General features: G+C 59.2%; 19 protein-coding genes. 11 read left to right on the top strand and 8 right to left on the bottom strand.

What is annotated here, in order from left to right; genetic code table 11:
* Positions 1-94 precede the first annotated feature (94 nt).
* The gene (locus FGA82_RS23345; protein WP_141128906.1) at positions 95-328 is read left to right on the top strand and encodes a hypothetical protein; all 234 of its coding nucleotides are present in this window, start codon (positions 95-97) and stop codon (positions 326-328) included.
* Positions 329-364: 36 nt separating this feature from the next.
* Here FGA82_RS23345 and FGA82_RS23340 read toward each other — a convergent pair whose 3' ends face one another.
* Complete coding sequence (locus FGA82_RS23340) at positions 365-748, bottom strand: DUF6124 family protein (RefSeq protein WP_141128905.1); 384 nt, start codon at positions 746-748, stop codon at positions 365-367.
* 536 nt (positions 749-1,284) lie between these two features.
* Here FGA82_RS23340 and FGA82_RS23335 point away from each other — a divergent pair.
* Complete coding sequence (locus FGA82_RS23335) at positions 1,285-2,220, top strand: glutathione S-transferase family protein (RefSeq protein WP_141128904.1); 936 nt, start codon at positions 1,285-1,287, stop codon at positions 2,218-2,220.
* A gap of 102 nt (positions 2,221-2,322) precedes the next feature.
* Here the strand turns inward: FGA82_RS23335 and FGA82_RS23330 are convergent, their stop codons facing one another.
* Together FGA82_RS23330 and yejK are read right to left on the bottom strand one after the other, a co-directional pair.
* On the bottom strand, positions 2,323-2,673 hold the full coding sequence (locus FGA82_RS23330; protein ID WP_034154584.1) for a glutaredoxin family protein: 351 nt from the start codon (positions 2,671-2,673) through the stop codon (positions 2,323-2,325).
* Positions 2,673-3,677, bottom strand: a complete 1,005-nt coding sequence (gene yejK, locus FGA82_RS23325; protein WP_007909053.1) for a nucleoid-associated protein YejK — start codon at positions 3,675-3,677, stop codon at positions 2,673-2,675. The genes FGA82_RS23330 and yejK overlap by 1 nt, the downstream gene beginning before the upstream one ends.
* Before the next feature lie 395 nt (positions 3,678-4,072).
* Here yejK and FGA82_RS23320 point away from each other — a divergent pair, with 395 nt between their 5' ends.
* Positions 4,073-4,354 carry an HU family DNA-binding protein gene (locus FGA82_RS23320; RefSeq protein ID WP_003221909.1) on the top strand — a complete coding sequence of 94 codons (282 nt, stop codon included), beginning with the start codon at positions 4,073-4,075 and terminating at the stop codon, positions 4,352-4,354.
* Between the two features lie 197 nt (positions 4,355-4,551).
* On the opposite strand, the gene rlmF is transcribed toward FGA82_RS23320, so the two are convergent.
* The 5 genes from rlmF to FGA82_RS23285 form a co-directional block, all read right to left on the bottom strand.
* Positions 4,552-5,571 carry a 23S rRNA (adenine(1618)-N(6))-methyltransferase RlmF gene (gene rlmF, locus FGA82_RS23315; RefSeq protein ID WP_141128903.1) on the bottom strand — a complete coding sequence of 340 codons (1,020 nt, stop codon included), beginning with the start codon at positions 5,569-5,571 and terminating at the stop codon, positions 4,552-4,554.
* A 224-nt stretch (positions 5,572-5,795) separates the two neighbouring features.
* A complete protein-coding gene (locus FGA82_RS23300; protein WP_141128901.1) occupies positions 5,796-8,642 on the bottom strand; it encodes a valine--tRNA ligase in 2,847 nt (948 codons plus the stop codon).
* Between the two features lie 194 nt (positions 8,643-8,836).
* Positions 8,837-9,232: a DNA polymerase III subunit chi gene (locus FGA82_RS23295; RefSeq protein WP_141128900.1), complete on the bottom strand. Its 396-nt coding sequence runs from the start codon at positions 9,230-9,232 to the stop codon at positions 8,837-8,839.
* An 8-nt stretch (positions 9,233-9,240) separates the two neighbouring features.
* Positions 9,241-9,669, bottom strand: a complete 429-nt coding sequence (locus FGA82_RS23290) for a DNA polymerase III subunit chi (RefSeq protein WP_141128899.1) — start codon at positions 9,667-9,669, stop codon at positions 9,241-9,243.
* A gap of 57 nt (positions 9,670-9,726) precedes the next feature.
* A complete protein-coding gene (locus tag FGA82_RS23285) occupies positions 9,727-11,217 on the bottom strand; it encodes a leucyl aminopeptidase (RefSeq protein ID WP_141128898.1) in 1,491 nt (496 codons plus the stop codon).
* Between the two features lie 575 nt (positions 11,218-11,792).
* Between FGA82_RS23285 and lptF the strand changes: the two genes are divergently transcribed.
* The 8 genes from lptF (at position 11,793) to pdxJ (ending at position 20,199) form a co-directional block, all read left to right on the top strand.
* Positions 11,793-12,914 carry an LPS export ABC transporter permease LptF gene (gene lptF, locus FGA82_RS23280; protein ID WP_141128897.1) on the top strand — a complete coding sequence of 374 codons (1,122 nt, stop codon included), beginning with the start codon at positions 11,793-11,795 and terminating at the stop codon, positions 12,912-12,914.
* The gene (gene lptG, locus FGA82_RS23275; RefSeq protein ID WP_141128896.1) at positions 12,907-13,968 is read left to right on the top strand and encodes an LPS export ABC transporter permease LptG; all 1,062 of its coding nucleotides are present in this window, start codon (positions 12,907-12,909) and stop codon (positions 13,966-13,968) included. Before lptF ends, lptG begins: the two co-directional genes overlap by 8 nt.
* A 173-nt stretch (positions 13,969-14,141) precedes the next feature.
* Positions 14,142-15,941, top strand: coding sequence for a translation elongation factor 4 (gene lepA, locus FGA82_RS23270; RefSeq protein ID WP_038357686.1), 1,800 nt, complete (start codon positions 14,142-14,144; stop codon positions 15,939-15,941).
* A gap of 5 nt (positions 15,942-15,946) precedes the next feature.
* On the top strand, positions 15,947-16,801 hold the full coding sequence (gene lepB, locus FGA82_RS23265) for a signal peptidase I (RefSeq protein ID WP_007909027.1): 855 nt from the start codon (positions 15,947-15,949) through the stop codon (positions 16,799-16,801).
* Between the two features lie 169 nt (positions 16,802-16,970).
* Positions 16,971-17,660 (top strand): ribonuclease III, encoded by a 690-nt coding sequence (gene rnc / locus FGA82_RS23260; RefSeq protein WP_016986099.1) that lies wholly within the window; start codon positions 16,971-16,973, stop codon positions 17,658-17,660.
* Positions 17,653-18,555, top strand: coding sequence for a GTPase Era (gene era / locus FGA82_RS23255; protein WP_016771562.1), 903 nt, complete (start codon positions 17,653-17,655; stop codon positions 18,553-18,555). Before rnc ends, era begins: the two co-directional genes overlap by 8 nt.
* Before the next feature lie 168 nt (positions 18,556-18,723).
* Positions 18,724-19,413 (top strand): DNA repair protein RecO, encoded by a 690-nt coding sequence (gene recO / locus FGA82_RS23245; protein ID WP_141128894.1) that lies wholly within the window; start codon positions 18,724-18,726, stop codon positions 19,411-19,413.
* 39 nt (positions 19,414-19,452) lie between these two features.
* Positions 19,453-20,199, top strand: coding sequence for a pyridoxine 5'-phosphate synthase (pdxJ, locus tag FGA82_RS23240; RefSeq protein ID WP_047292711.1), 747 nt, complete (start codon positions 19,453-19,455; stop codon positions 20,197-20,199).
* Positions 20,200-20,203 lie beyond the last annotated feature (4 nt).

Below are 20,203 nucleotides of genomic sequence, written 5' to 3'. Positions count from 1 at the left end.
ACAGTGGTGAATAGCTGCGCGGGATGGGATTATTTCGACTCGTCAGGCTGCGGTCAAAGCTTGTAGCATGGAAAACACTATCGAGGAGCAAGACATGTCTTATACATTAGATTTGGAAATTGATAACTCTGTAGATACGGAGGTTGCGGTGAGGGAGCGCTTTCTTAAGCGCTATCCCAATCATAAAATTATTGAGGTTGTTTTGAATGGCGTAAAAAATGTTGCGACAGTTACTTGTGATGGCGATAAGGTCATTCAAATTGCTCTAGATAAACATGTTCAGGAGGATGTAATTGCCATAGATACGGCGCCTCATGATCTGCTTTAATTAGTGGCGAGAGCTAACTCTCGCCACTCTATATTGCTACTCAGTGGGCACTAATTTATCCACCACCTGATTGACTGCCATCTCGGCCACCATGACGATTTGCGCTATGCCTTGCAGCGTTTTACGGCGGGGCCCTTCTAACTGGCCGGCAAAATCATTGAGCATCACACTCGCCGACCCCAAGGTTTCGCACGCGTCGACCAGCAAGGACTCAGCGTCCGATTGCGGGTTGGCCATGTAGAGACGGTTGGGTTGATAGGGGGTGTCCATGATCCGGGCCGTGGGTGGGCCTAAATAATGGTCGAGTGCGCGTTCGGCGGCTTCGTTGAGTTTTCTCGAATCGGGGGATTCGTAGGGAGACGTCGGATTGGTGACGGCTGCCGGGTCTATGGTCGGCGGGTTTGGCGTTATCTTGAACATGGGAGTGTACCTCGATGAGGCCGTAACCTTCCCGCCGCTAAGCGAAAGGGTGGCGGCTATGCGCAAGTTAGCGGACCGGTCACTCCCAAACCCGGCGCACCCGAGGGTGCCATGCGCACAGCCACCATCAAGCGCAGGCGAATGCCTGACGGGATGATACTTGTGCAACCGGAAGTGAACGAAACCAAGCCGCTAAGCTCGATCACTGGAAATCAGTGACGGTTCCAAATTACGCAGCAAGTCCAAGGCGCACAAGCCGGCGGATTCTGGCGTACGCGTAGGCAGCGGCGCAAGAATTTGTGGGCCTTTGCGCGTAACACTGAGTGTCTTTAAACGAACTCGAAATATTGCGTGTAACTGCCGACGAGTTCCATGGCTTTATCTGTCAGGCATTGCCCTGACGCCATGTTTCGATGACGCGATCACGGCAGAGCTCTTATCAATCTGACTGATTGGTTCCCATCAGCCAGATCTGTAGGCTGCTAAGCAAATGCACGCTAAGCTGCTGGCTCACTATCTGAGCGGCGGAGCCGAGCATGTCCGAGTTGATTCTCCACCATTACCCGACCTCTCCATTTGCCGAGAAGGCCCGTCTGCTGCTGGGCTTCAAAGGCTTGTCGTGGCGCTCGGTGCACATCTCGCCGGTGATGCCGAAACCGGATCTGACCGCGCTCACTGGCGGCTACCGCAAGACCCCAGTGTTGCAGATTGGCGCTGACATCTATTGCGACACATCGTTAATCGCGCGTCGTCTGGAGCAGGAAAAGGCGTTGCCGGCGTTCTTCCCCGAGGGTCAGGAGTTCACCGCCGCCAGTTTTGCCACGTGGGCTGACTCGGTGGTGTTTCAACATGCGGTGAGCCTGGTGTTTCAGCCGGAATCAGTGGCGGTGCGTTTCGCCAAGTTGCCGCCGGAAGCGATCAAAGCTTTTATTGCCGACCGCGCTGGTCTGTTCAGTGGTGGCAGCGCCACGCGTTTGTCTGCCGAACAAGCCAAGCATCAGTGGCCGACGATCATGGCCCGCCTTGAGCAGCAGTTGCAGCGCGAGCAGGGTGACTTCCTGTTTGGCGAACCGTCGATTGCCGACTTCGCGCTGGCGCATCCGCTGTGGTTCCTCAAGGCCACTCATGTCACCGCGCCGCTGGTGGATGAGTATCCGGCTGTTGCGGCCTGGTTGGGCCGAGTGCTGGGCTTTGGCCATGGCGCGGCGAGCGAGATGACCTCGGAAGAGGCGCTTGCGGTGGCACGTGATGCGACGCCGGCGGCATTGCCGGATGAACAGTTCGTTGATCCGAACGGCTTCAAGGCCGGCCAGCAAGTGGCGATTGCCGCGACGGATTACGGTGTTGATCCGGTGGTTGGTGAGTTGCTGTTTGCCGGTCGCGAAGAGCTGATCATTCGTCGTGAGGACGAGCGCGGCGGCGTGGTGCATGTGCACTTCCCGCGTTTCGGTTTCCGTATCGAAGCCCGCTAAAGATCAATTGTGGGAGCGAGCCTGCTCGCGAAAGAGGTGTGTCAGACAACAACAGTGTTGAATGATCATCCGTCTTCGCGAGCAAGCTCGCTCCCACATTGGTTATTTCAGAGCGGCGAGGATTTCGTCCGGGTCAAATCCGCGGATTAACGTGCCGTTGACATCAATCAACGGAATCCCACGTCCACCCAATGCCTCATACGCCTTGCGCGCCTCGGCATCCTTCTCGATATCGAACTCCTTGAACGGAATCCCCTTGCTGTCGAGAAAACGCTTGGTCTGCTTGCAGTAGCCGCACCAGTCGGTGGCGTAGAGCACGACATTGGCTTGGGCCCGCGTCTGCTCGGCAACCATCTGCGACGGGTTGAACACCCGCTCGATCTTGCCCCAGTTCTGATAGACGACCACCACCAGCAGAACCAGTGCAACCTTCTTCAGCACATTGCCGAGCATCAGTTACGGCGCTTCAGCTGATCGGTGAGCGAGGTCGGGAGGCCCTTGATCACCAGAGTGCCAGCCTCTTCGTCGTACTCGATCTTCGAGCCCAGCAGGTGAGCTTCAAAGCTGATCGACAGGCCCTCGGCGCGACCGGTGAAGCGGCGGAACTGGTTGAGGGTGCGTTTGTCTGCAGGAATCTCCGGCGACAGGCCGTAGTCCTTGTTGCGGATGTGATCGTAGAAGGCTTTCGGGCGTTCCTCGTCGATCAGCTCGGAGAGTTCTTCCAAGCCCATCGGTTCGCCGAGTTTGGCCTGGCTGCTGGCGTAATCGACCAGGGTCTTGGTCTTCTCGCGAGCGGATTCTTCCGGCAGGTCTTCGCTCTCGACGAAGTCGCTGAACGCCTTGAGTAGTGTGCGGGTCTCGCCTGGGCCGTCGACACCTTCCTGACAGCCGATGAAGTCGCGGAAGTATTCCGAAACCTTTTTGCCGTTCTTGCCCTTGATGAACGAGATGTACTGCTTGGACTGCTTGTTGTTCTGCCACTCGGAGACGTTGATGCGCGCCGCCAGGTGCAACTGGCCGAGGTCGAGGTGGCGCGACGGGGTCACGTCCAGCTCATCGGTCACCGCCACGCCTTCGCTGTGGTGCAGCAGGGCGATCGCCAGGTAATCGGTCATGCCTTGCTGATAGTGAGCGAACAGCACATGGCCGCCGACGGACAGGTTCGATTCTTCCATCAACTTTTGCAGGTGCTCGACCGCCACTTTGCTGAACGCGGTGAAATCCTTGCCGCCTTCCATGTATTCCTTCAGCCAGCCGCTGAACGGGAATGCGCCGGACTCTGGATGAAACAGGCCCCAGGCTTTGCCCTGTTTGGCGTTATAGCTCTCGTTGAGGTCGGCGAGCATGTTTTCGATGGCTGCAGACTCGGCCAGTTCGGTGTCACGGGCGTGCAGAACTGCGGGCGTGCCGTCGGGTTTTTTGTCGATCAGGTGGACGATGCAATGACGGATCGGCATGGGCTTCTCGGCTGTTGGATGGGAGGAGGGCAGGCTCCCCCGAAAAAGCGCTAAGTGTACCGCAACCACTGGTTTTGGCGCGGGTTGTAGGGCGAAACCGGGGCGCGCGACCGGGCTTATGCAGTTTTTTACCGATTTAGAGCAATAAAGCTGACCAAATGGGTAGCTAGAGGCGGATATTTCCCCGTCTCTGTGCTAGTTTTGCCCGGTCTTACGCGAAGTCACTGCGTTAAGCGTGCAATCAGCATTTGTCAGGTCGAACCAAACCCTGATTTCGGCATCTATAACCCGACTCGTCGTGGTTATCGCCGAGGGTGCCAGATCCAGAAGATCGGGCTCGATGGCTGACACTGCACTCTGCAATCCATATGAATTTGATAGGGAAGGAACACTACATGGCTCTTACTAAAGACCAACTGATCGCCGACATCGCTGAAGCTATCGACGCGCCGAAAACCACCGCGCGTAACGCTCTGGACCAACTGGGCCAAATCGTTGCCGATCAGCTGGAAAACGGCGGCGAAATCACCTTGCCAGGTATCGGCAAGCTGAAAGTGACCGAGCGTCCTGCCCGCACTGGCCGTAACCCTTCGACTGGCGCTGCCATCGAAATCCCTGCTAAGAAAGTGATCAAGCTGGTTGTGGCCAAAGGCCTGACCGACGCTGTGAACAAGTAAGACGCAGCAATAAAAAACCGTGCACCGGAGCGATCCGGGCACGGTTTTTTTGTGTCTGCGATTTGGCGAGGAATAACACCGCCTTGTAGGAGCTGTCGAGTGAAACGAGGCTGCGATCTTTTGATCTTGTTCTTCACAGGATCAAGATCAAAAGATCGCAGCGTGCCGCAGCTCCTACAGGGGCATCTGCGCAGCTATCAGCGAACCCAGCGCTCGCGACGCCAGATCTGCTGCTCGGATTTGGTCTGGAAAGTCCAGGCCACAAAGCGGCTTTGCTTCTGACCCTGTGACATCTCCACGACCTGGCTTTCCAGCACGCCGGCCTTTTTCAGTGCGGTTTCAATGGCTGGCAGGTTCGACGCCTTCGACACCAGCGTGCTGAACCACAGCACTTTGTGCTGGAAGTTCGCGCTCTCGGCGATCAGTTGCGTCACGAAACGCGCCTCGCCTCCTTCACACCACAACTCTGCCGACTGACCGCCGAAGTTCAACACCGGCAGTTTGCGCTTCGGATCGGCCTTGCCCAATGCGCGCCATTTACGCTCGCTGCCCTTGGTCGCTTCGTCCATCGAGGCGTGGAACGGCGGGTTGCACATGGTCAGATCAAAGCGCTCGCCCGGCTCCAGCAGACCGATCAGGATGTGCTTGCGGTTTTCCTGCTGACGCAGCTGGATCACCTTGTTCAGGTCGTTGGACTGAACGATGGCTCTGGCGGCAGCCACGGCCGTCGGATCGATCTCCGAACCGAGGAAGTGCCAGCGGTATTCGCTGTTACCGATCAGCGGATACACGCAGTTGGCGCCCATGCCGATGTCCAGCACGTTGACGATCGCGCCGCGCGGGACTTTGCCGTCGTTCATGCTCGCCAGCAAATCGGCGAGGAAGTGCACGTAATCGGCACGGCCCGGAACCGGTGGGCAGAGGTAATCCGCCGGAATGTCCCAATGCTGAATGCCATAGAACGACTTGAGCAGCGCCCGGTTGAACACGCGCACCGCATCGGGGCTGGCGAAGTCGATGCTTTCCTTGCCGTACGGGTTGGTGATCACGAACTTCGCCAGTTCCGGCGTGGTCTTGATCAGCGCCGGGAAGTCGTAACGACCCTGATGGCGATTGCGCGGGTGCAGTGTGGCCTTTTCACGCGGCTCGACGGTCTTGGCCGGGGTCGCGGAGTCAGGCTTCTTGCGCGCAGGTTTGGGGGTGCGGGGGGCGTTCATGGGCGTGGTCGATTCGGGTATGGCTGAAAGTGGCGGGTATTGTCCCACATTGATGGGCCATGCGCCGAACCCATGTAGGAGCTGCCGCAGGCTGCGATCTTTTGATCTTGGTTTTTAAAAGCCAGATCAAAAGATCGCAGCCTGCGGCAGCTCCTACAGGGGGGATGTGGCGGGAATGAAAAAGGGAGGCCACTTGGGCCTCCCTTTTTCATTGCGATTTACCGTTAAAGGCTGGCAATCCGCGCGTGCTGCTCGGCCAGTTTGCCCAGGGCCTGTTCAGCCTCGGCCAGTTTGGCGCGTTCCTTTTCGATGACTTCGGCCGGGGCCTTGTCGACGAAACCGGCGTTGGACAGTTTGCTGCCAACGCGCTGGACTTCGCCCTGCAGACGCAGGATTTCCTTGTCCAGACGCGCGAGCTCAGCGCCCTTGTCGATCAGACCGGCCATCGGCACCAGCACTTCCATCTCGCCAACCAGCGCGGTGGCGGACAGCGGTGCTTCTTCGCCAGCCTGCAGAACGGTGATCGATTCCAGACGCGCCAGCTTCTTCAGCAGCGCTTCGTTCTCGGTCAGACGGCGCTGATCTTCAGCGCTGACGTTCTTCAGGTAGATCGGCAGTGGCTTGCCCGGGCCGATGTTCATTTCGCCACGGATGTTACGCGTGCCGAGCATCAGTTCCTTGAGCCATTCGATCTCGTTTTCGGCGGCAGGATCAATGCGCTCTTCGTTGGCCACTGGCCACGCTTGCAGCATGATCGTCTTGCCCTGAATACCGGCCAGCGGCGCGATGCGCTGCCAGATTTCTTCAGTGATGAACGGCATGAACGGATGCGCCAGACGCAGCGCCACTTCCAGTACGCGCACCAGCGTTCGGCGTGTACCGCGCTGACGTTCAACCGGCGCGTTCTCGTCCCACAGCACAGGCTTGGACAGTTCCAGGTACCAGTCGCAGTACTGGTTCCAGATGAACTCGTACAGCGCTTGCGCTGCCAGGTCGAAACGGAACTGATCCAGCTGACGGGTCACTTCGGCTTCGGTACGTTGCAGCTGCGAGATGATCCAGCGATCCGCCAGCGACAGCTCGTAGGCTTCGCCGTTTTGGCCGCAGTCTTCGCCCTTGTCCAGAACGTAACGCGCGGCGTTCCAGATCTTGTTGCAGAAGTTGCGATAGCCTTCGACGCGGCCCATGTCGAACTTGATGTCGCGACCAGTCGAGGCCAGCGAGCAGAAGGTGAAGCGCAGGGCGTCGGTGCCGTAGCTGGCGATGCCGTCGGCGAACTCGTCGCGGGTCTGCTTCTCGATCTTCTTCGCCAGTTTCGGCTGCATCATGCCGGAGGTGCGCTTCTGCACCAGCTCTTCCAGCTCGATACCGTCAATGATGTCCAGCGGGTCAAGGACGTTGCCCTTGGACTTGGACATCTTCTGGCCCTGGCCATCGCGCACCAGACCGTGCACATAAACGGTCTTGAACGGCACTTGCGGCGTGCCGTCCTCGTTCTTGATCAGGTGCATGGTCAGCATGATCATCCGGGCAACCCAGAAGAAAATGATGTCGAAGCCCGTCACCAGTACGTCGGTGGAGTGGAATTTCTTCAGGAATTCGGTCTTTTCCGGCCAGCCCAGGGTGGAGAACGTCCACAGGCCGGAACTGAACCACGTGTCGAGTACGTCGTTGTCCTGTTGCAGCGCTACGTCCGGGCCGAGGTTGTGCTTGGCACGCACTTCGGCTTCGTCGCGCCCGACGTAGACCTTGCCCGACTCGTCGTACCAGGCCGGAATCCGGTGGCCCCACCACAGCTGACGGCTGATGCACCAGTCCTGGATGTCGCGCATCCACGAGAAGTACATGTTTTCGTATTGCTTCGGCACGAACTGGATGCGGCCGTCTTCAACGGCGGCAATCGCAGGCTCGGCCAAAGGTTTGGTCGACACGTACCACTGGTCGGTCAGCCACGGCTCGATGATGGTGCCGGAGCGATCGCCTTTCGGCACTTTCAAGCCGTGGTCGTTGACGCTGACCAGCAGGCCAGCGGCGTCGAACGCAGCCACGATCTGCTTGCGTGCTTCGAAACGCTCGAGACCGGCGTATTCAGCCGGAATCGCGCCGTCGATGCTGTCGTTCAGCGTACCGTCGAGGTTGAACACCTGGGCTGCAGGCAGCACGTTGGCGTTCTTGTCGAAGATGTTCAGCAGCGGCAGGTTGTGGCGCTTGCCGACTTCGTAGTCGTTGAAATCGTGGGCCGGGGTGATTTTCACGCAGCCGGTGCCGAATTCAGGATCGCAGTAATCGTCGGCGATGATCGGGATGCGGCGGCCAACCAGTGGCAGCTCGACAAACTTGCCGATCAGGGCTTTGTAGCGTTCGTCGTTCGGGTTTACCGCGACGGCGGAGTCGCCGAGCATGGTTTCCGGACGGGTGGTCGCGACGATCAGGAAATCGTTGCCATCAGCGGTTTTCGCGCCGTCGGCCAGCGGGTACTTCAGGTTCCACAGGAAACCTTTCTCGTCGTGGTTTTCCACTTCGAGGTCGGAAATCGCCGTGTGCAGCTTGGTGTCCCAGTTGACCAGGCGTTTGCCGCGGTAGATCAGGCCGTCTTCGTGCAGGCGCACGAACGCTTCTTTGACTGCTTCCGAGAGGCCGTCGTCCATGGTGAAGCGCTCGCGGCTCCAGTCAACGGACGAGCCGAGGCGACGGATCTGACGGCTGATGTTGCCGCCGGACTGATCCTTCCATTCCCAGACTTTCTCGAGGAATTTTTCGCGGCCCAGATCATGGCGATTCTGGCCCTGGGCTTCGAGTTGACGCTCCACCAGCATCTGCGTGGCGATACCGGCGTGGTCGGTGCCCGGCTGCCACAGGGTGTTGCGACCCTGCATGCGGCGGAAACGGATCAGGGCGTCCATGATCGCGTTGTTGAAACCGTGACCCATGTGCAGGCTGCCGGTGACGTTCGGCGGCGGGATCATGATGGTGTAGGAGTCGCCCGCGCCTTGCGGGGCGAAGTAGTTCTCGGACTCCCAGGTGTTGTACCAGGAAGTTTCAATGGCGTGCGGCTGGTAGGTCTTATCCATGCGCGGCGGGACCCTATTGGCATTAATTCAGGAAAAGCCGACGAGTATAGCGGGGCATGGGGCCGAGGGCGAGCGGGGCAGGCTGGATGGAGATCTAAATGTAGGAGCTGCCGAAGGCTGCGATCTTTTGATCTTGTCTTTAAAAAACAAAGGTCAAAAGATCGCAGCCTGCGGCAGCTCCTACATGGGGCGGGTTATTCGTACTGGCTGAGGAGTCGTTCCATACGAGCATCGAGGCGGCGTTTGATTTCAGTTTCGATGTGCGGCGCGAAGTCGTCGATCACGTCTTGCAGGATCAATTGCGCGGCGGCGCGCAGTTCGCTGTCGAGGTGGAGCAGGGCATCCGGGCCCTTGTTCACCGGCGCCGCTGGTTGCGCAGCAGGTGTCGGGGCTGGCGCGGGTGGTGGTTCGACAGCGGCCGGCTCGGCGCCGACCGAATCAAACAACATCGGAATCTGTTCCTGTTCGCCATCGTCGACCGTATCGGTCAACAGCGGTGGTTGCAGGTTGTCATCGCCGAGCAACTGACGGATCGATTCGAGATCGTCCAGCAGGTGTGCGGACTTTTGTTGCGGTTTCGGAGTGTCCATTGGAATGCTCAGAGTCGCTGTAAACGGTGATCTTGCAGAGGATAGCCCTGTTCGCGGTAGAAACGGAAACTCTCCCGCGCGGCCGCCCGAATCGTCGGATCTTCAACCACCACTTCCGCCACCCGGGCGAACTTGTTGGCGAAGGCCGGGACTTTCAGGTCGAGATTGACCAGTAAATCCTGATGCAGACCGCAGTCGTCACCCAGACCCAAAACGATCAAACCGTCCGGTTCGCTGTCGGCCGGACCATGCGGCACGAACGTTTCGCCCTTGAACGCCCACAGGCGTGCGTCGAGGTCGTCACGCTGGGCGGCATCGCTGCAATGCAGGTAGATGCGATGGCCCATGCGCCAGGCTTTCTCGGTGAGCTTGCAGGCAAAATCCAGGCGAGCCGACGGATCGGCGCTGGGCAGGATATAAAAGTCGACTTTGGTCATTGCGGTTCCAGAGCAGCAAGCGGCGTCACCCGAAAATGACGCCGCCCATCAGCGGGTTCAGGCTTTGGCGCGATCCAGCAGGTACTGGGTCAGCAGAGGCACAGGACGGCCGGTCGCGCCCTTGTCCTTGCCGCCGCTGGTCCACGCGGTGCCCGCGATGTCCAGGTGCGCCCAGTTGAGGTTTTTGGTGAAGCGCGACAGGAAGCACGCAGCGGTGATGGTGCCGGCTTTCGGGCCACCGATGTTGGCGATGTCGGCGAACGGGCTGTCCAGTTGCTCCTGGTATTCGTCGAACAGCGGCAATTGCCAGGCGCGGTCGTCAGCGGCTTTACCGGCGCTGAGCAGTTGGCCGATCAGTTCGTCGTTGTTGCCCAGCAGGCCCGAGGTGTGGGCGCCCAAGGCAACGACGCAAGCGCCGGTCAGGGTGGCGATGTCGATGACCGCTTGTGGCTTGAAGCGCTCGGAGTAGGTCAGCGCATCGCACAGCACCAGACGGCCTTCGGCGTCGGTGTTGAGGATTTCCACGGTCTGGCCGCTCATGGTGGTGACGATGTCGCCCGGGCGCGAGGCGTTGCCGCTTGGCATGTTCTCGGCGCAGGCGAGGATGCACACCAGGTTGATCGGCAGCTTCAGCTCAAGCACGGCACGCAGGGTACCGAATACGGAGGCAGCGCCGCCCATGTCGTATTTCATTTCGTCCATGCCGGCGCCCGGTTTCAGGCTGATGCCGCCAGTGTCGAAAGTGATGCCTTTGCCGACGAGGGCGTACGGCTTCTCGGATTTCTTGCCGCCGTTGTATTGCATGACGATCAGGCGAGGTGGCTGGGCGCTGCCCTGGCCGACGGCATAGAACGAACCCATGCCCAGGGATTTGATTTTCTTCTCGTCGAGGACTTCTACTTTCAGATCCTTGAACTCTTTGCCCAGATTCTTCGCTTGTTCGCCGAGGAACGTCGGGTGGCAGATGTTCGGCGGCAGGTTGCCCAGATCGCGGGTGAACGCCATGCCGTTGGCGATCGCAGTGGCGTGATTCACCGCGCGCTGCACTTCGGCTTGCGCTGCCTTGATGGTCAGCAGGGTGATTTTCTTCAGCGCGCGCGGCTCGGCTTTCTGGCTCTTGAACTGGTCGAAGGTGTATTGGCCATCGACTAGGGTTTCCGCCAGCAGACGGGTTTTGCCGTAGCTGTCGCGGTTTTTGACAATAACTTCATCCAGCGCCAGCACGGCGTCGCTGCCGCCCAGACCCTTCAGGGTGTTGAGGATGCCGGCAACGATTTTGCGGAACGGACGGTCGCCCAGTTCCTCATCCTTGCCCACGCCGACCAGCAGCACGCGCTCGGCTTTCAGGTTCGGCAGGCTGTGCAGCAACAGGCTCTGGCCAACCTTGCCGGCCAGATCGCCACGCTTGAGTACGGCGCTGATTGCACCACCGCTCAGTTCGTCGACTTGTTTGGCCGCGACCCCGAGTTTGCGGCCTTCACCGACGGCAACCACCAGGGTGGCGGTTTTCAACGTTTCTGGGCTAACGCTTTTTACAACCAGTTCCATGTCCGGATCCCTGAATGAATGGTCAACACGCAGGCGTTCGACGGTATTCGCAGTCGCCTGCTTATAAAGAGAAGAGGCGCAGGCCAAAGCCTGCGACAAGGGCCGCAGTTTGAACCTCGCTCCCCGCGCCTGACAACCCTAGGGGGCGTTCTCAATTAGTTTTCACACCGCGTTGTCGCCTTAAAGCCAGCCAGGCAAGGCGCGGGCCGCTGGGAATGGTTGTTCCCTTTCCAAGGCCTGCAACGCAGACTGGCCGGCTTTAAGGCACAACCCGAAGGGCCGGGCCTGCTGTTGTGCAGGGCTGCGTTGCTCGAAGCTTATTTGGAATGACCAAACCACGCTTCTCGCGCCTTGCCCTGCACAACAGCAGACCCGGCGCGGTGTGAAAACTAATTGAGAACGCCCCCTAGGTTGTACGATCTGCAAAGGATTACAGACATGATGAGTGTGCGCAGTGACAGGCGCCCCCAATCACAGGATAATGCCGCATCTTTTTCCGACGGCTCTGCGTTGCGGGCCGGTCGATGTGTTTGCTTGTTTGGCCGCCTTAGCCTGACAACCCTGGAGTGTCTGGTTTGATCGTCTTCCGTTATCTGTCCCGCGAAGTCCTGCTGACCCTCAGCGCCGTGAGTGCGGTGCTGCTGGTCATCATCATGAGCGGTCGCTTCATCAAATATCTGGCTCAGGCCGCTGCCGGCCAGCTCGATCCGGGTTCGCTGTTCCTGATCATGGGCTTTCGTCTGCCGGGGTTCCTGCAACTGATTCTGCCGCTGGGCCTGTTCCTCGGGATCCTGCTGGCCTACGGTCGCCTGTACCTGGAAAGCGAGATGACCGTGCTCTCGGCCACAGGCATGAGTCAGCAGAAGCTGTTTCGCATGACCCTGTTCCCGGCGACCCTGGTCGCACTGGTCGTGGCATGGTTGAGTCTGGGCCTGGCCCCGCAAGGCGCCAATCAATTCCAGTTGCTGCTGAACAAGCAGGACGCGCTGACCGAATTCGACACCCTCGAACCGGGTCGCTTCCAGGCTTTGCGTGACGGTACGCGAGTGACCTACACCGAAACCCTGAGTGACGATCGCGTCAATCTGGGCAGCGTGTTCATTTCGCAGAAAAACCTCGGTGCCGATCAGAAGGATCGCGGGATTTCCGTGCTGGTGGCCGAAAAGGGCCGTCAGGAAGTGCGCCCCGACGGCAATCGCTATCTGATTCTCGACAACGGCTATCGCTACGACGGCAGCCCGGGTCAGGCCGATTATCGCGCTATTCACTACGAAACCTACGGTGTGCTGTTGCCCAAGCCAGACGTCAGCGAAGAAGTCACCGACCGTGACGCGATGCCGACCTCGTCTCTGCTGGGCAGCGATGACATCCGCTCCAAAACCGAGCTGCAATGGCGTTTGTCCCTGCCGCTGCTGGTATTTATTGTGACCCTGATGGCGGTGCCGCTGTCGCGAGTCAATCCGCGCCAAGGGCGTTTCCTCAAGCTGCTGCCGGCGATTCTTCTTTATATGGCTTATCTGACCATCCTGATTGCCGCGCGCGGCGCCCTTGAAAAAGGCAAGATTCCACCGGCCCTTGGCCTGTGGTGGGTGCACGCGATCTTCCTGTTCATCGGTCTCGGCCTGCTTTATTGGGAGCCACTGCGTCTGAAGATGGCCAGCCGTCGCTCCGCAGCGCTGGAGGTGGCCCGTGGTTAAACTCGACCGCTACATCGGCAGTAGCGTATTCATGGCGATCATCGCCGTGCTGGCCATCATTCTCGGTCTGGCAACCTTGTTTGCCTTCATCGATGAGATGGGTGACGTCAGCGACACCTACACGCTGGTCGATGTTCTGAGCTTTGTATTGCTGACCGCGCCGCGCCGTCTCTACGAAATGCTGCCAATGGCCGCATTGATCGGCTGCCTGATCGGCCTTGGCAGTCTGGCCAGCAGCAGTGAGCTGACGGTCATGCGGGCTGCAGGCGTGTCCATCGGCCGGATCGTCTGGGCCGTCATGAAGCCAATGCTGGTGCTGATGCTGGCCGGTGTGCTGATCGGCGAATACGTCGCTCCGGCGACCGAAAGCATGGCCCAGGCCAATCGCTCGCTGGCGCAGGGCAGTGGCGACGCGCAAAGCGCCAAGCACGGTATGTGGCACCGTCAGGGTGAGGAGTTCATCCACATCAACGCCGTGCAACCGAACGGTCTGTTGTATGGCGTGACTCGCTATCACTTCGACAAGGAGCGCCATCTGCTGAGTTCAAGCTTCGCCAAGAAGGCCGAGTTTGACGGCACCAAGTGGCAGCTCACCGACGTTGCCACCACGCTGTTCCATGAGCGCAGCACTGAAGTCGTCAATGCCCCGAGCGAGCAATGGGATGTGGCGTTGAGCCCGCAACTGCTCAGCACCGTGGTCATGGCCCCTGAATCGCTGTCGATCAGCGGTCTGTGGGGTTACATCCACTATCTGTCCGAGCAAGGCCTGAGCAACGGTCGTTACTGGCTGGCATTTTGGGTCAAGGTGTTGCAGCCGCTGGTAACCGCTGCACTGGTGCTGATGGCGATTTCCTTCATCTTCGGCCCGCTACGCTCGGTGACCCTCGGCCAGCGCGTATTTACCGGCGTGCTGGTGGGCTTCACCTTCCGTATCGTTCAGGATTTGCTTGGTCCGTCGAGCCTGGTGTTCGGTTTCTCGCCGCTGTTTGCGGTGCTGGTGCCGGCCGGTGTCTGTGCACTGGCAGGTGTCTGGCTGCTGCGAAGAGCCGGTTGATGACAGGCGATTGACCTGTGCTTTAAAACTCGAAAACGCCTCGGTCGACAGATCGGGGCGTTTTTGCATGCAATCCGGGTGACAGGCGAACGTGACGCTTGCGCCGTGTATCAGGTACAATTCCCGGCTATTTTTCGGCGGGCTATGCCTGCAGCCTTTTTGAGTGTTGATCCGTGAGTGATTTGAGTCATATCCGCAATTTCTCCATCATCGCCCACATTGACCATGGCAAGTCGACGCTGGCCGATCGCTTCATCCAGATGTGCGGCGGCCTGGCCGAGCGTGAAATGGAAGCCCAGGTACTGGATTCCATGGATCTGGAGCGTGAACGCGGGATCACCATCAAGGCCCACAGCGTTACCCTCTATTACACCGCCAAAGACGGCATCAAGTATCAGCTGAACTTCATTGACACCCCGGGCCACGTCGACTTCACCTATGAAGTCAGCCGTTCCCTGGCCGCGTGTGAAGGTGCACTGCTGGTGGTCGACGCCGGTCAAGGCGTTGAAGCCCAGTCCGTGGCCAACTGCTACACCGCCATCGAGCAAGGCCTCGAGGTCATGCCGGTGCTGAACAAGATCGACCTGCCGCAGGCCGATCCTGATCGCGTCAAAGACGAAATCGAGAAGATCATCGGCATCGATGCCACCGACGCCGTCACCTGCAGCGCCAAGACCGGCCTGGGTGTCGACGAAGTGCTCGAGCGTCTGGTGCACACCATTCCTGCGCCGACCGGCAACATCGAAGATCCGCTGCAAGCGTTGATCATCGACTCCTGGTTCGACAACTACCTGGGCGTTGTCTCCCTGGTGCGTGTACGTCATGGCCGCGTGAAGAAGGGCGACAAGATCCTCGTCAAGTCCACCGGCAAGATCCATCTGGTCGACAGCGTTGGCGTGTTCAACCCGAAGCACACCGCTACTTCGGATCTGAAGGCCGGCGAAGTGGGCTTCATCATCGCCAGCATCAAGGACATTCACGGTGCACCGGTCGGTGACACCCTGACCCTGAGTTCGACCCCGGACGTTGAAGTGCTGCCCGGCTTCAAACGCATCCAGCCACAGGTTTACGCCGGTCTGTTCCCGGTCAGCTCCGACGACTTCGAAGATTTCCGCGAAGCGCTGCAGAAGCTGACCCTCAACGACTCGTCGCTGCAGTACACCCCGGAAAGCTCCGACGCACTGGGCTTCGGCTTCCGTTGCGGCTTCCTCGGCATGCTGCACATGGAAATCATCCAGGAGCGCCTCGAGCGCGAGTACGACCTGGACCTGATCACCACGGCACCGACAGTAATTTTCGAACTGGTGCTGAAAACCGGTGAAACGATTTACGTCGACAACCCATCCAAGCTTCCGGATGTGTCGTCGATCGAAGACATGCGCGAGCCAATCGTGCGGGCCAATATCCTGGTGCCGCAAGAACACCTGGGCAACGTCATCACCCTGTGCATCGAGAAGCGTGGCGTTCAAGTCGACATGCTGTTCCTCGGCAATCAGGTGCAAGTCACTTACGACCTGCCGATGAACGAAGTGGTGCTGGACTTCTTCGACCGTCTCAAATCCACCAGTCGCGGCTATGCTTCGCTGGATTACCATTTCGACCGTTACCAATCGGCTAATCTGGTGAAACTGGACGTGCTGATCAACGGCGACAAGGTCGACGCTCTGGCGCTGATCGTGCACCGTGACAACTCGCACTACAAAGGTCGCCAGTTGACCGAGAAGATGAAAGAACTGATTCCTCGTCAGATGTTCGACGTAGCGATTCAGGCCGCCATCGGTGGTCAGATCGTTGCCCGGACAACTGTCAAGGCGCTCAGAAAGAACGTATTGGCCAAATGCTACGGTGGTGACGTCAGCCGTAAGAAGAAACTGCTCGAGAAGCAAAAGGCCGGTAAGAAACGCATGAAGCAGGTCGGCAACGTGGAAATTCCACAAGAAGCCTTCCTTGCCGTGCTCAGGTTGGATAGTTAGGTCCTATGTCACTAAATTTCCCGCTGTTGCTGGTCATCGCCGTGTTCGTCTGCGGCCTGTTGGCGTTGCTTGATCTGTTGATCCTGGCACCGCGTCGGCGTGCTGCCATTGCCTCTTATCAAGGCAGTGTCAGCCAGCCTGACGGGGTGGTCGTTGAAAAACTGAACAAAGAACCGCTGCTGGTCGAATACGGCAAGTCGTTCTTCCCGGTGTTGTTCATCGTGCTGGTGCTGCGTTCGTTCCTCGTGGAGCCGTTCCAGATTCCTTCGGGCTCGATGAAACCAACCCTGGACGTCGGCGACTTCATTCTGGTGAACAAGTTTTCTTACGGGATCCGCCTGCCGGTGATCGACAAGAAAATCATCGAGGTCGGTGATCCGCAGCGCGGCGATGTAATGGTGTTCCGCTATCCGAGCGATCCGAACGTCAACTACATCAAGCGTGTGGTCGGTCTGCCGGGTGACACGGTGCGTTACACCGCCGACAAGCGTCTGTTTGTGAATGGCGAGTCGATTGCCGAGCAGATGGTCGGCGCCGAGCCGGGCACGCTGGGCAGCGCCGAACTGTACAAAGAGAAACTGGGTGCCGCCGAGCATCTGATCCGCAAGGAAATGAGCCGCTACCGCGCCACGCCGGACCGCTCGTGGACAGTGCCTGCGGGGCACTACTTCATGATGGGCGACAACCGCGACAACTCGAATGACAGTCGCTATTGGGATGATCCGAACATTCCCAAGGACCTGCTGGGCATGGTTCCCGACCAGAATATCGTCGGCAAGGCCTTCGCGGTCTGGATGAGCTGGCCGGAACCGAAACTCAGTCACCTGCCGAATTTCTCGCGGGTTGGCCTGATCAAGTAATCACACACGGCGCTGTTGACCACAGCGCCGAATGCATTTCTGGAGCCGGCACAATCGGCTTCGCAATCGCCAGGATTTAATTTTTGAACACAGCGTTAATTGTCCCAGGCCTGCGCCGCATCCCGGCGATGGCAGTGGAATCCAGCCACGAACTCAGCGTGGGTAAACCGTGAGCGTTTCTCTAAGCCGTCTCGAGCGCCAGCTCGGTTACACCTTCAAGGATCAGGAGCTGATGCTGCTGGCCCTGACGCACCGCAGTTTTGCCGGGCGCAACAACGAACGCCTGGAATTCCTCGGCGATGCCATCCTCAACTTCGTCGCTGGCGAGGCACTGTTCGATCGCTTCCCGCTGGCCCGCGAAGGCCAGTTGTCGCGTTTGCGCGCACGTTTGGTAAAAGGTGAGACGCTGGCCGTACTGGCGCGCGGTTTTGACCTTGGCGATTACCTGCGACTGGGTTCCGGTGAGTTGAAAAGCGGCGGTTTCCGCCGTGAATCGATTCTGGCTGACGCCCTCGAAGCCTTGATCGGCGCGATCTACCTCGATGCTGGCATGGACATGGCGCGTGAGCGCGTACTGGCCTGGCTGGCGGGCGAGTTCGAGGGTCTGACCCTGGTCGACACCAACAAGGATCCGAAGACCCGCTTGCAGGAACACCTGCAATCGCGCGGTTGCGATCTGCCACGCTATGAAGTGGTCGATATCCAGGGCGAGCCGCACTGCCGAACCTTCTTCGTCGAGTGCGAAGTTGTCTTACTGAATGAAAAAAGCCGAGGTCAGGGTGTGAGTCGTCGTATTGCCGAACAGGTAGCGGCCGCCGCAGCACTGATTGCCCTGGGCGTGGAGAATGGCAATGACTGATACAAACGCAACTCGCTGTGGCTATGTTGCCATCGTCGGCCGTCCCAACGTCGGTAAGTCGACGCTGCTGAACCACATTCTTGGCCAGAAGCTCGCGATCACCTCGCGCAAGCCGCAGACCACCCGCCACAACATGCTCGGGATCAAAACCGAAGGTGACGTGCAGGCGATCTACGTCGACACCCCCGGCATGCACAAGGGTGGCGAAAAGGCCCTGAACCGTTACATGAACAAAACCGCTTCGGCGGCGTTGAAAGACGTCGACGTGGTGATCTTCGTGGTCGACCGCACCAAGTGGACCGACGAAGACCAGATGGTTCTCGAGCGCGTGCAGTACGTGACCGGCCCGCTGATCGTCGCGCTGAACAAGACCGACCGCATCGAAGACAAAGCCGAGCTGATGCCGCACCTCAGCTGGTTGCAGGAACAACTGCCGAACGCGCAGATCATTCCGATTTCCGCACAGCACGGGCACAACCTCGAAGCGCTGGAAAAGGTTATCGCCGATCATCTGCCGGAGAACGATCACTTCTTCCCGGAAGACCAGATCACCGACCGCAGCAGCCGTTTCCTCGCCGCGGAACTGGTACGCGAGAAAATCATGCGCCAGATGGGCGCCGAGCTGCCGTACCAGATCACCGTCGAAATCGAAGAGTTCAAGCAGCAGGGCAAGACCCTGCACATCCACGCTTTGATCCTCGTTGAACGTGACGGCCAGAAGAAGATCATCATTGGCGACAAGGGCGAGCGTATCAAGCGCATCGGCACCGAAGCGCGCAAGGACATGGAGCTGCTGTTCGACTCCAAGATCATGCTTAACCTGTGGGTCAAGGTGAAGGGCGGCTGGTCTGACGACGAGCGTGCATTGCGTTCGCTGGGTTACGGCGACCTGTAAATACGCGGTTGTCGCAACACCGAAGAAACCTGTGGGAGCGAGCTTGCTCGCGAAGGCATAGTGCCAGGCGACATATTTGTTGACTGACACCCTGCATTCGCGAGCAAGCTCGCTCCCACATTGGTTTTGGGGTGAATATAAAACCGCGTTTTTATCAATGAGAGCTCCATGTCTTCAAGCCCGCCTCCCGCCCAACCCGCCTACGTCCTGCACTCCCGCGCCTACCGCGAAACCAGCGCGTTGGTCGACTTCCTCACGCCGCAAGGGCGGCTGCGGGCGGTGTTGCGCAGTGCGCGGGGCAAGGCCGGGACATTGGCGCGACCGTTTGTGGCGCTGGAAGTCGAATTTCGCGGCAAGGGTGAGTTAAAGAACGTCGGACGCATGGAGAGCTCTGGCACTTCGGCGTGGCTCAATGGCGAGGCGCTGTTCAGTGGTCTCTACCTCAATGAACTGCTGATTCGCTTGCTGCCTGCCGAAGATCCGCATCCGGGCGTCTTCGATCACTACGCCGCGACCTTGCTGGCATTGGCCGAAGGCCGTCCGCTGGAGCCGTTGCTGCGCTCCTTCGAATGGCGGCTACTGGATGATCTTGGTTACGGCTTTTCGTTGAACACTGATGTCCATGGCGAACCCGTCGCGCCGGACGGTCTCTATCGTCTGCAAGTGGATGCCGGTCTGGAGCGAGTCTTCCTGCTGCAACCGGGCCTGTTCAACGGCGTCGAATTACTGGCCATGGCCGAAGCCGACTGGACCGCGCCCGGTGCGCTGTCCGCGGCCAAGCGCCTGATGCGTCAGGCACTGGCCGTTCACTTGGGCGGTCGACCTCTCGTCAGTCGCGAGCTGTTTCGCAAGCCCTGATATGCTGTGCGCCGAATATCTCAATTCAGGAGCGCATCCGTGACCACCAGCAATCGCATTCTTCTTGGCGTGAACATCGACCACGTCGCCACCCTGCGTCAGGCCCGTGGCACGCGCTACCCGGACCCGGTCAAGGCTGCGCTGGACGCGGAAGAGGCGGGTGCCGACGGCATCACCGTGCACCTGCGCGAAGACCGTCGGCACATTCAGGAGCGCGACGTTCTGCTGCTCAAGGATGTGCTGCAAACCCGCATGAACTTCGAAATGGGCGTCACTGAAGAAATGATGGCGTTCGCCGAGCGCATCCGTCCGGCGCACATTTGCCTGGTCCCGGAAACCCGTCAGGAGCTGACCACTGAAGGCGGTCTGGATGTGGCAGGGCAGGAAGAGCGCATCAAGGCTGCGGTTGAGCGTCTGTCGAAGATCGGCAGCGAAGTGTCGCTGTTCATCGATGCCGACGAGCGCCAGATTGCTGCGTCGAAGCGTGTTGGCGCCCCAGCCATCGAGCTGCACACCGGGCGTTATGCCGATGCCGAAACCCCGACCGAAGTGGCTGAAGAACTCAAGCGTGTCGCGGACGGTGTGGCGTTTGGTTTGGCCCAAGGCCTGATCGTTAACGCGGGTCACGGCTTGCATTACCACAACGTTGAAGCCGTCGCGGCCATCAAGGGTATCAACGAACTGAACATCGGCCATGCGCTGGTGGCGCATGCGTTGTTCGTGGGATTCAAGTCTGCTGTTTCCGAGATGAAGGCGCTGATTCTGGCGGCCGCGTTGAAAGGCTAAAGGT

This window comes from Pseudomonas fluorescens, from assembly GCF_005938625.1.
In the GTDB taxonomy this organism is placed as follows: Bacteria; Pseudomonadota; Gammaproteobacteria; order Pseudomonadales; family Pseudomonadaceae; genus Aquipseudomonas; species Aquipseudomonas fluorescens_BD.
The sequence above is the reverse complement of the archived record's forward strand: the minus strand, read 5'-3'. Positions and strand labels throughout refer to the sequence as shown.

Bases quoted from the DNA above. Each gene is read 5' to 3' on its own strand.
- FGA82_RS23345 (WP_141128906.1), top strand. From the start codon at position 95: ATGTCTTATACATTAGATTTGGAAATTGATAACTCTGTAGATACGGAG.
- FGA82_RS23340 (WP_141128905.1), bottom strand. From the start codon at position 748: ATGTTCAAGATAACGCCAAACCCGCCGACCATAGACCCGGCAGCCGTC.
- FGA82_RS23335 (WP_141128904.1), top strand. From the start codon at position 1,285: ATGTCCGAGTTGATTCTCCACCATTACCCGACCTCTCCATTTGCCGAG.
- FGA82_RS23330 (WP_034154584.1), bottom strand. From the start codon at position 2,673: ATGCTCGGCAATGTGCTGAAGAAGGTTGCACTGGTTCTGCTGGTGGTG.
- yejK (WP_007909053.1), bottom strand. From the start codon at position 3,677: ATGCCGATCCGTCATTGCATCGTCCACCTGATCGACAAAAAACCCGAC.
- FGA82_RS23320 (WP_003221909.1), top strand. From the start codon at position 4,073: ATGGCTCTTACTAAAGACCAACTGATCGCCGACATCGCTGAAGCTATC.
- rlmF (WP_141128903.1), bottom strand. From the start codon at position 5,571: ATGAACGCCCCCCGCACCCCCAAACCTGCGCGCAAGAAGCCTGACTCC.
- FGA82_RS23300 (WP_141128901.1), bottom strand. From the start codon at position 8,642: ATGGATAAGACCTACCAGCCGCACGCCATTGAAACTTCCTGGTACAAC.
- FGA82_RS23295 (WP_141128900.1), bottom strand. From the start codon at position 9,232: ATGGACACTCCGAAACCGCAACAAAAGTCCGCACACCTGCTGGACGAT.
- FGA82_RS23290 (WP_141128899.1), bottom strand. From the start codon at position 9,669: ATGACCAAAGTCGACTTTTATATCCTGCCCAGCGCCGATCCGTCGGCT.
- FGA82_RS23285 (WP_141128898.1), bottom strand. From the start codon at position 11,217: ATGGAACTGGTTGTAAAAAGCGTTAGCCCAGAAACGTTGAAAACCGCC.
- lepB (WP_007909027.1), top strand. From the start codon at position 15,947: ATGTCACTAAATTTCCCGCTGTTGCTGGTCATCGCCGTGTTCGTCTGC.
- era (WP_016771562.1), top strand. From the start codon at position 17,653: ATGACTGATACAAACGCAACTCGCTGTGGCTATGTTGCCATCGTCGGC.
- recO (WP_141128894.1), top strand. From the start codon at position 18,724: ATGTCTTCAAGCCCGCCTCCCGCCCAACCCGCCTACGTCCTGCACTCC.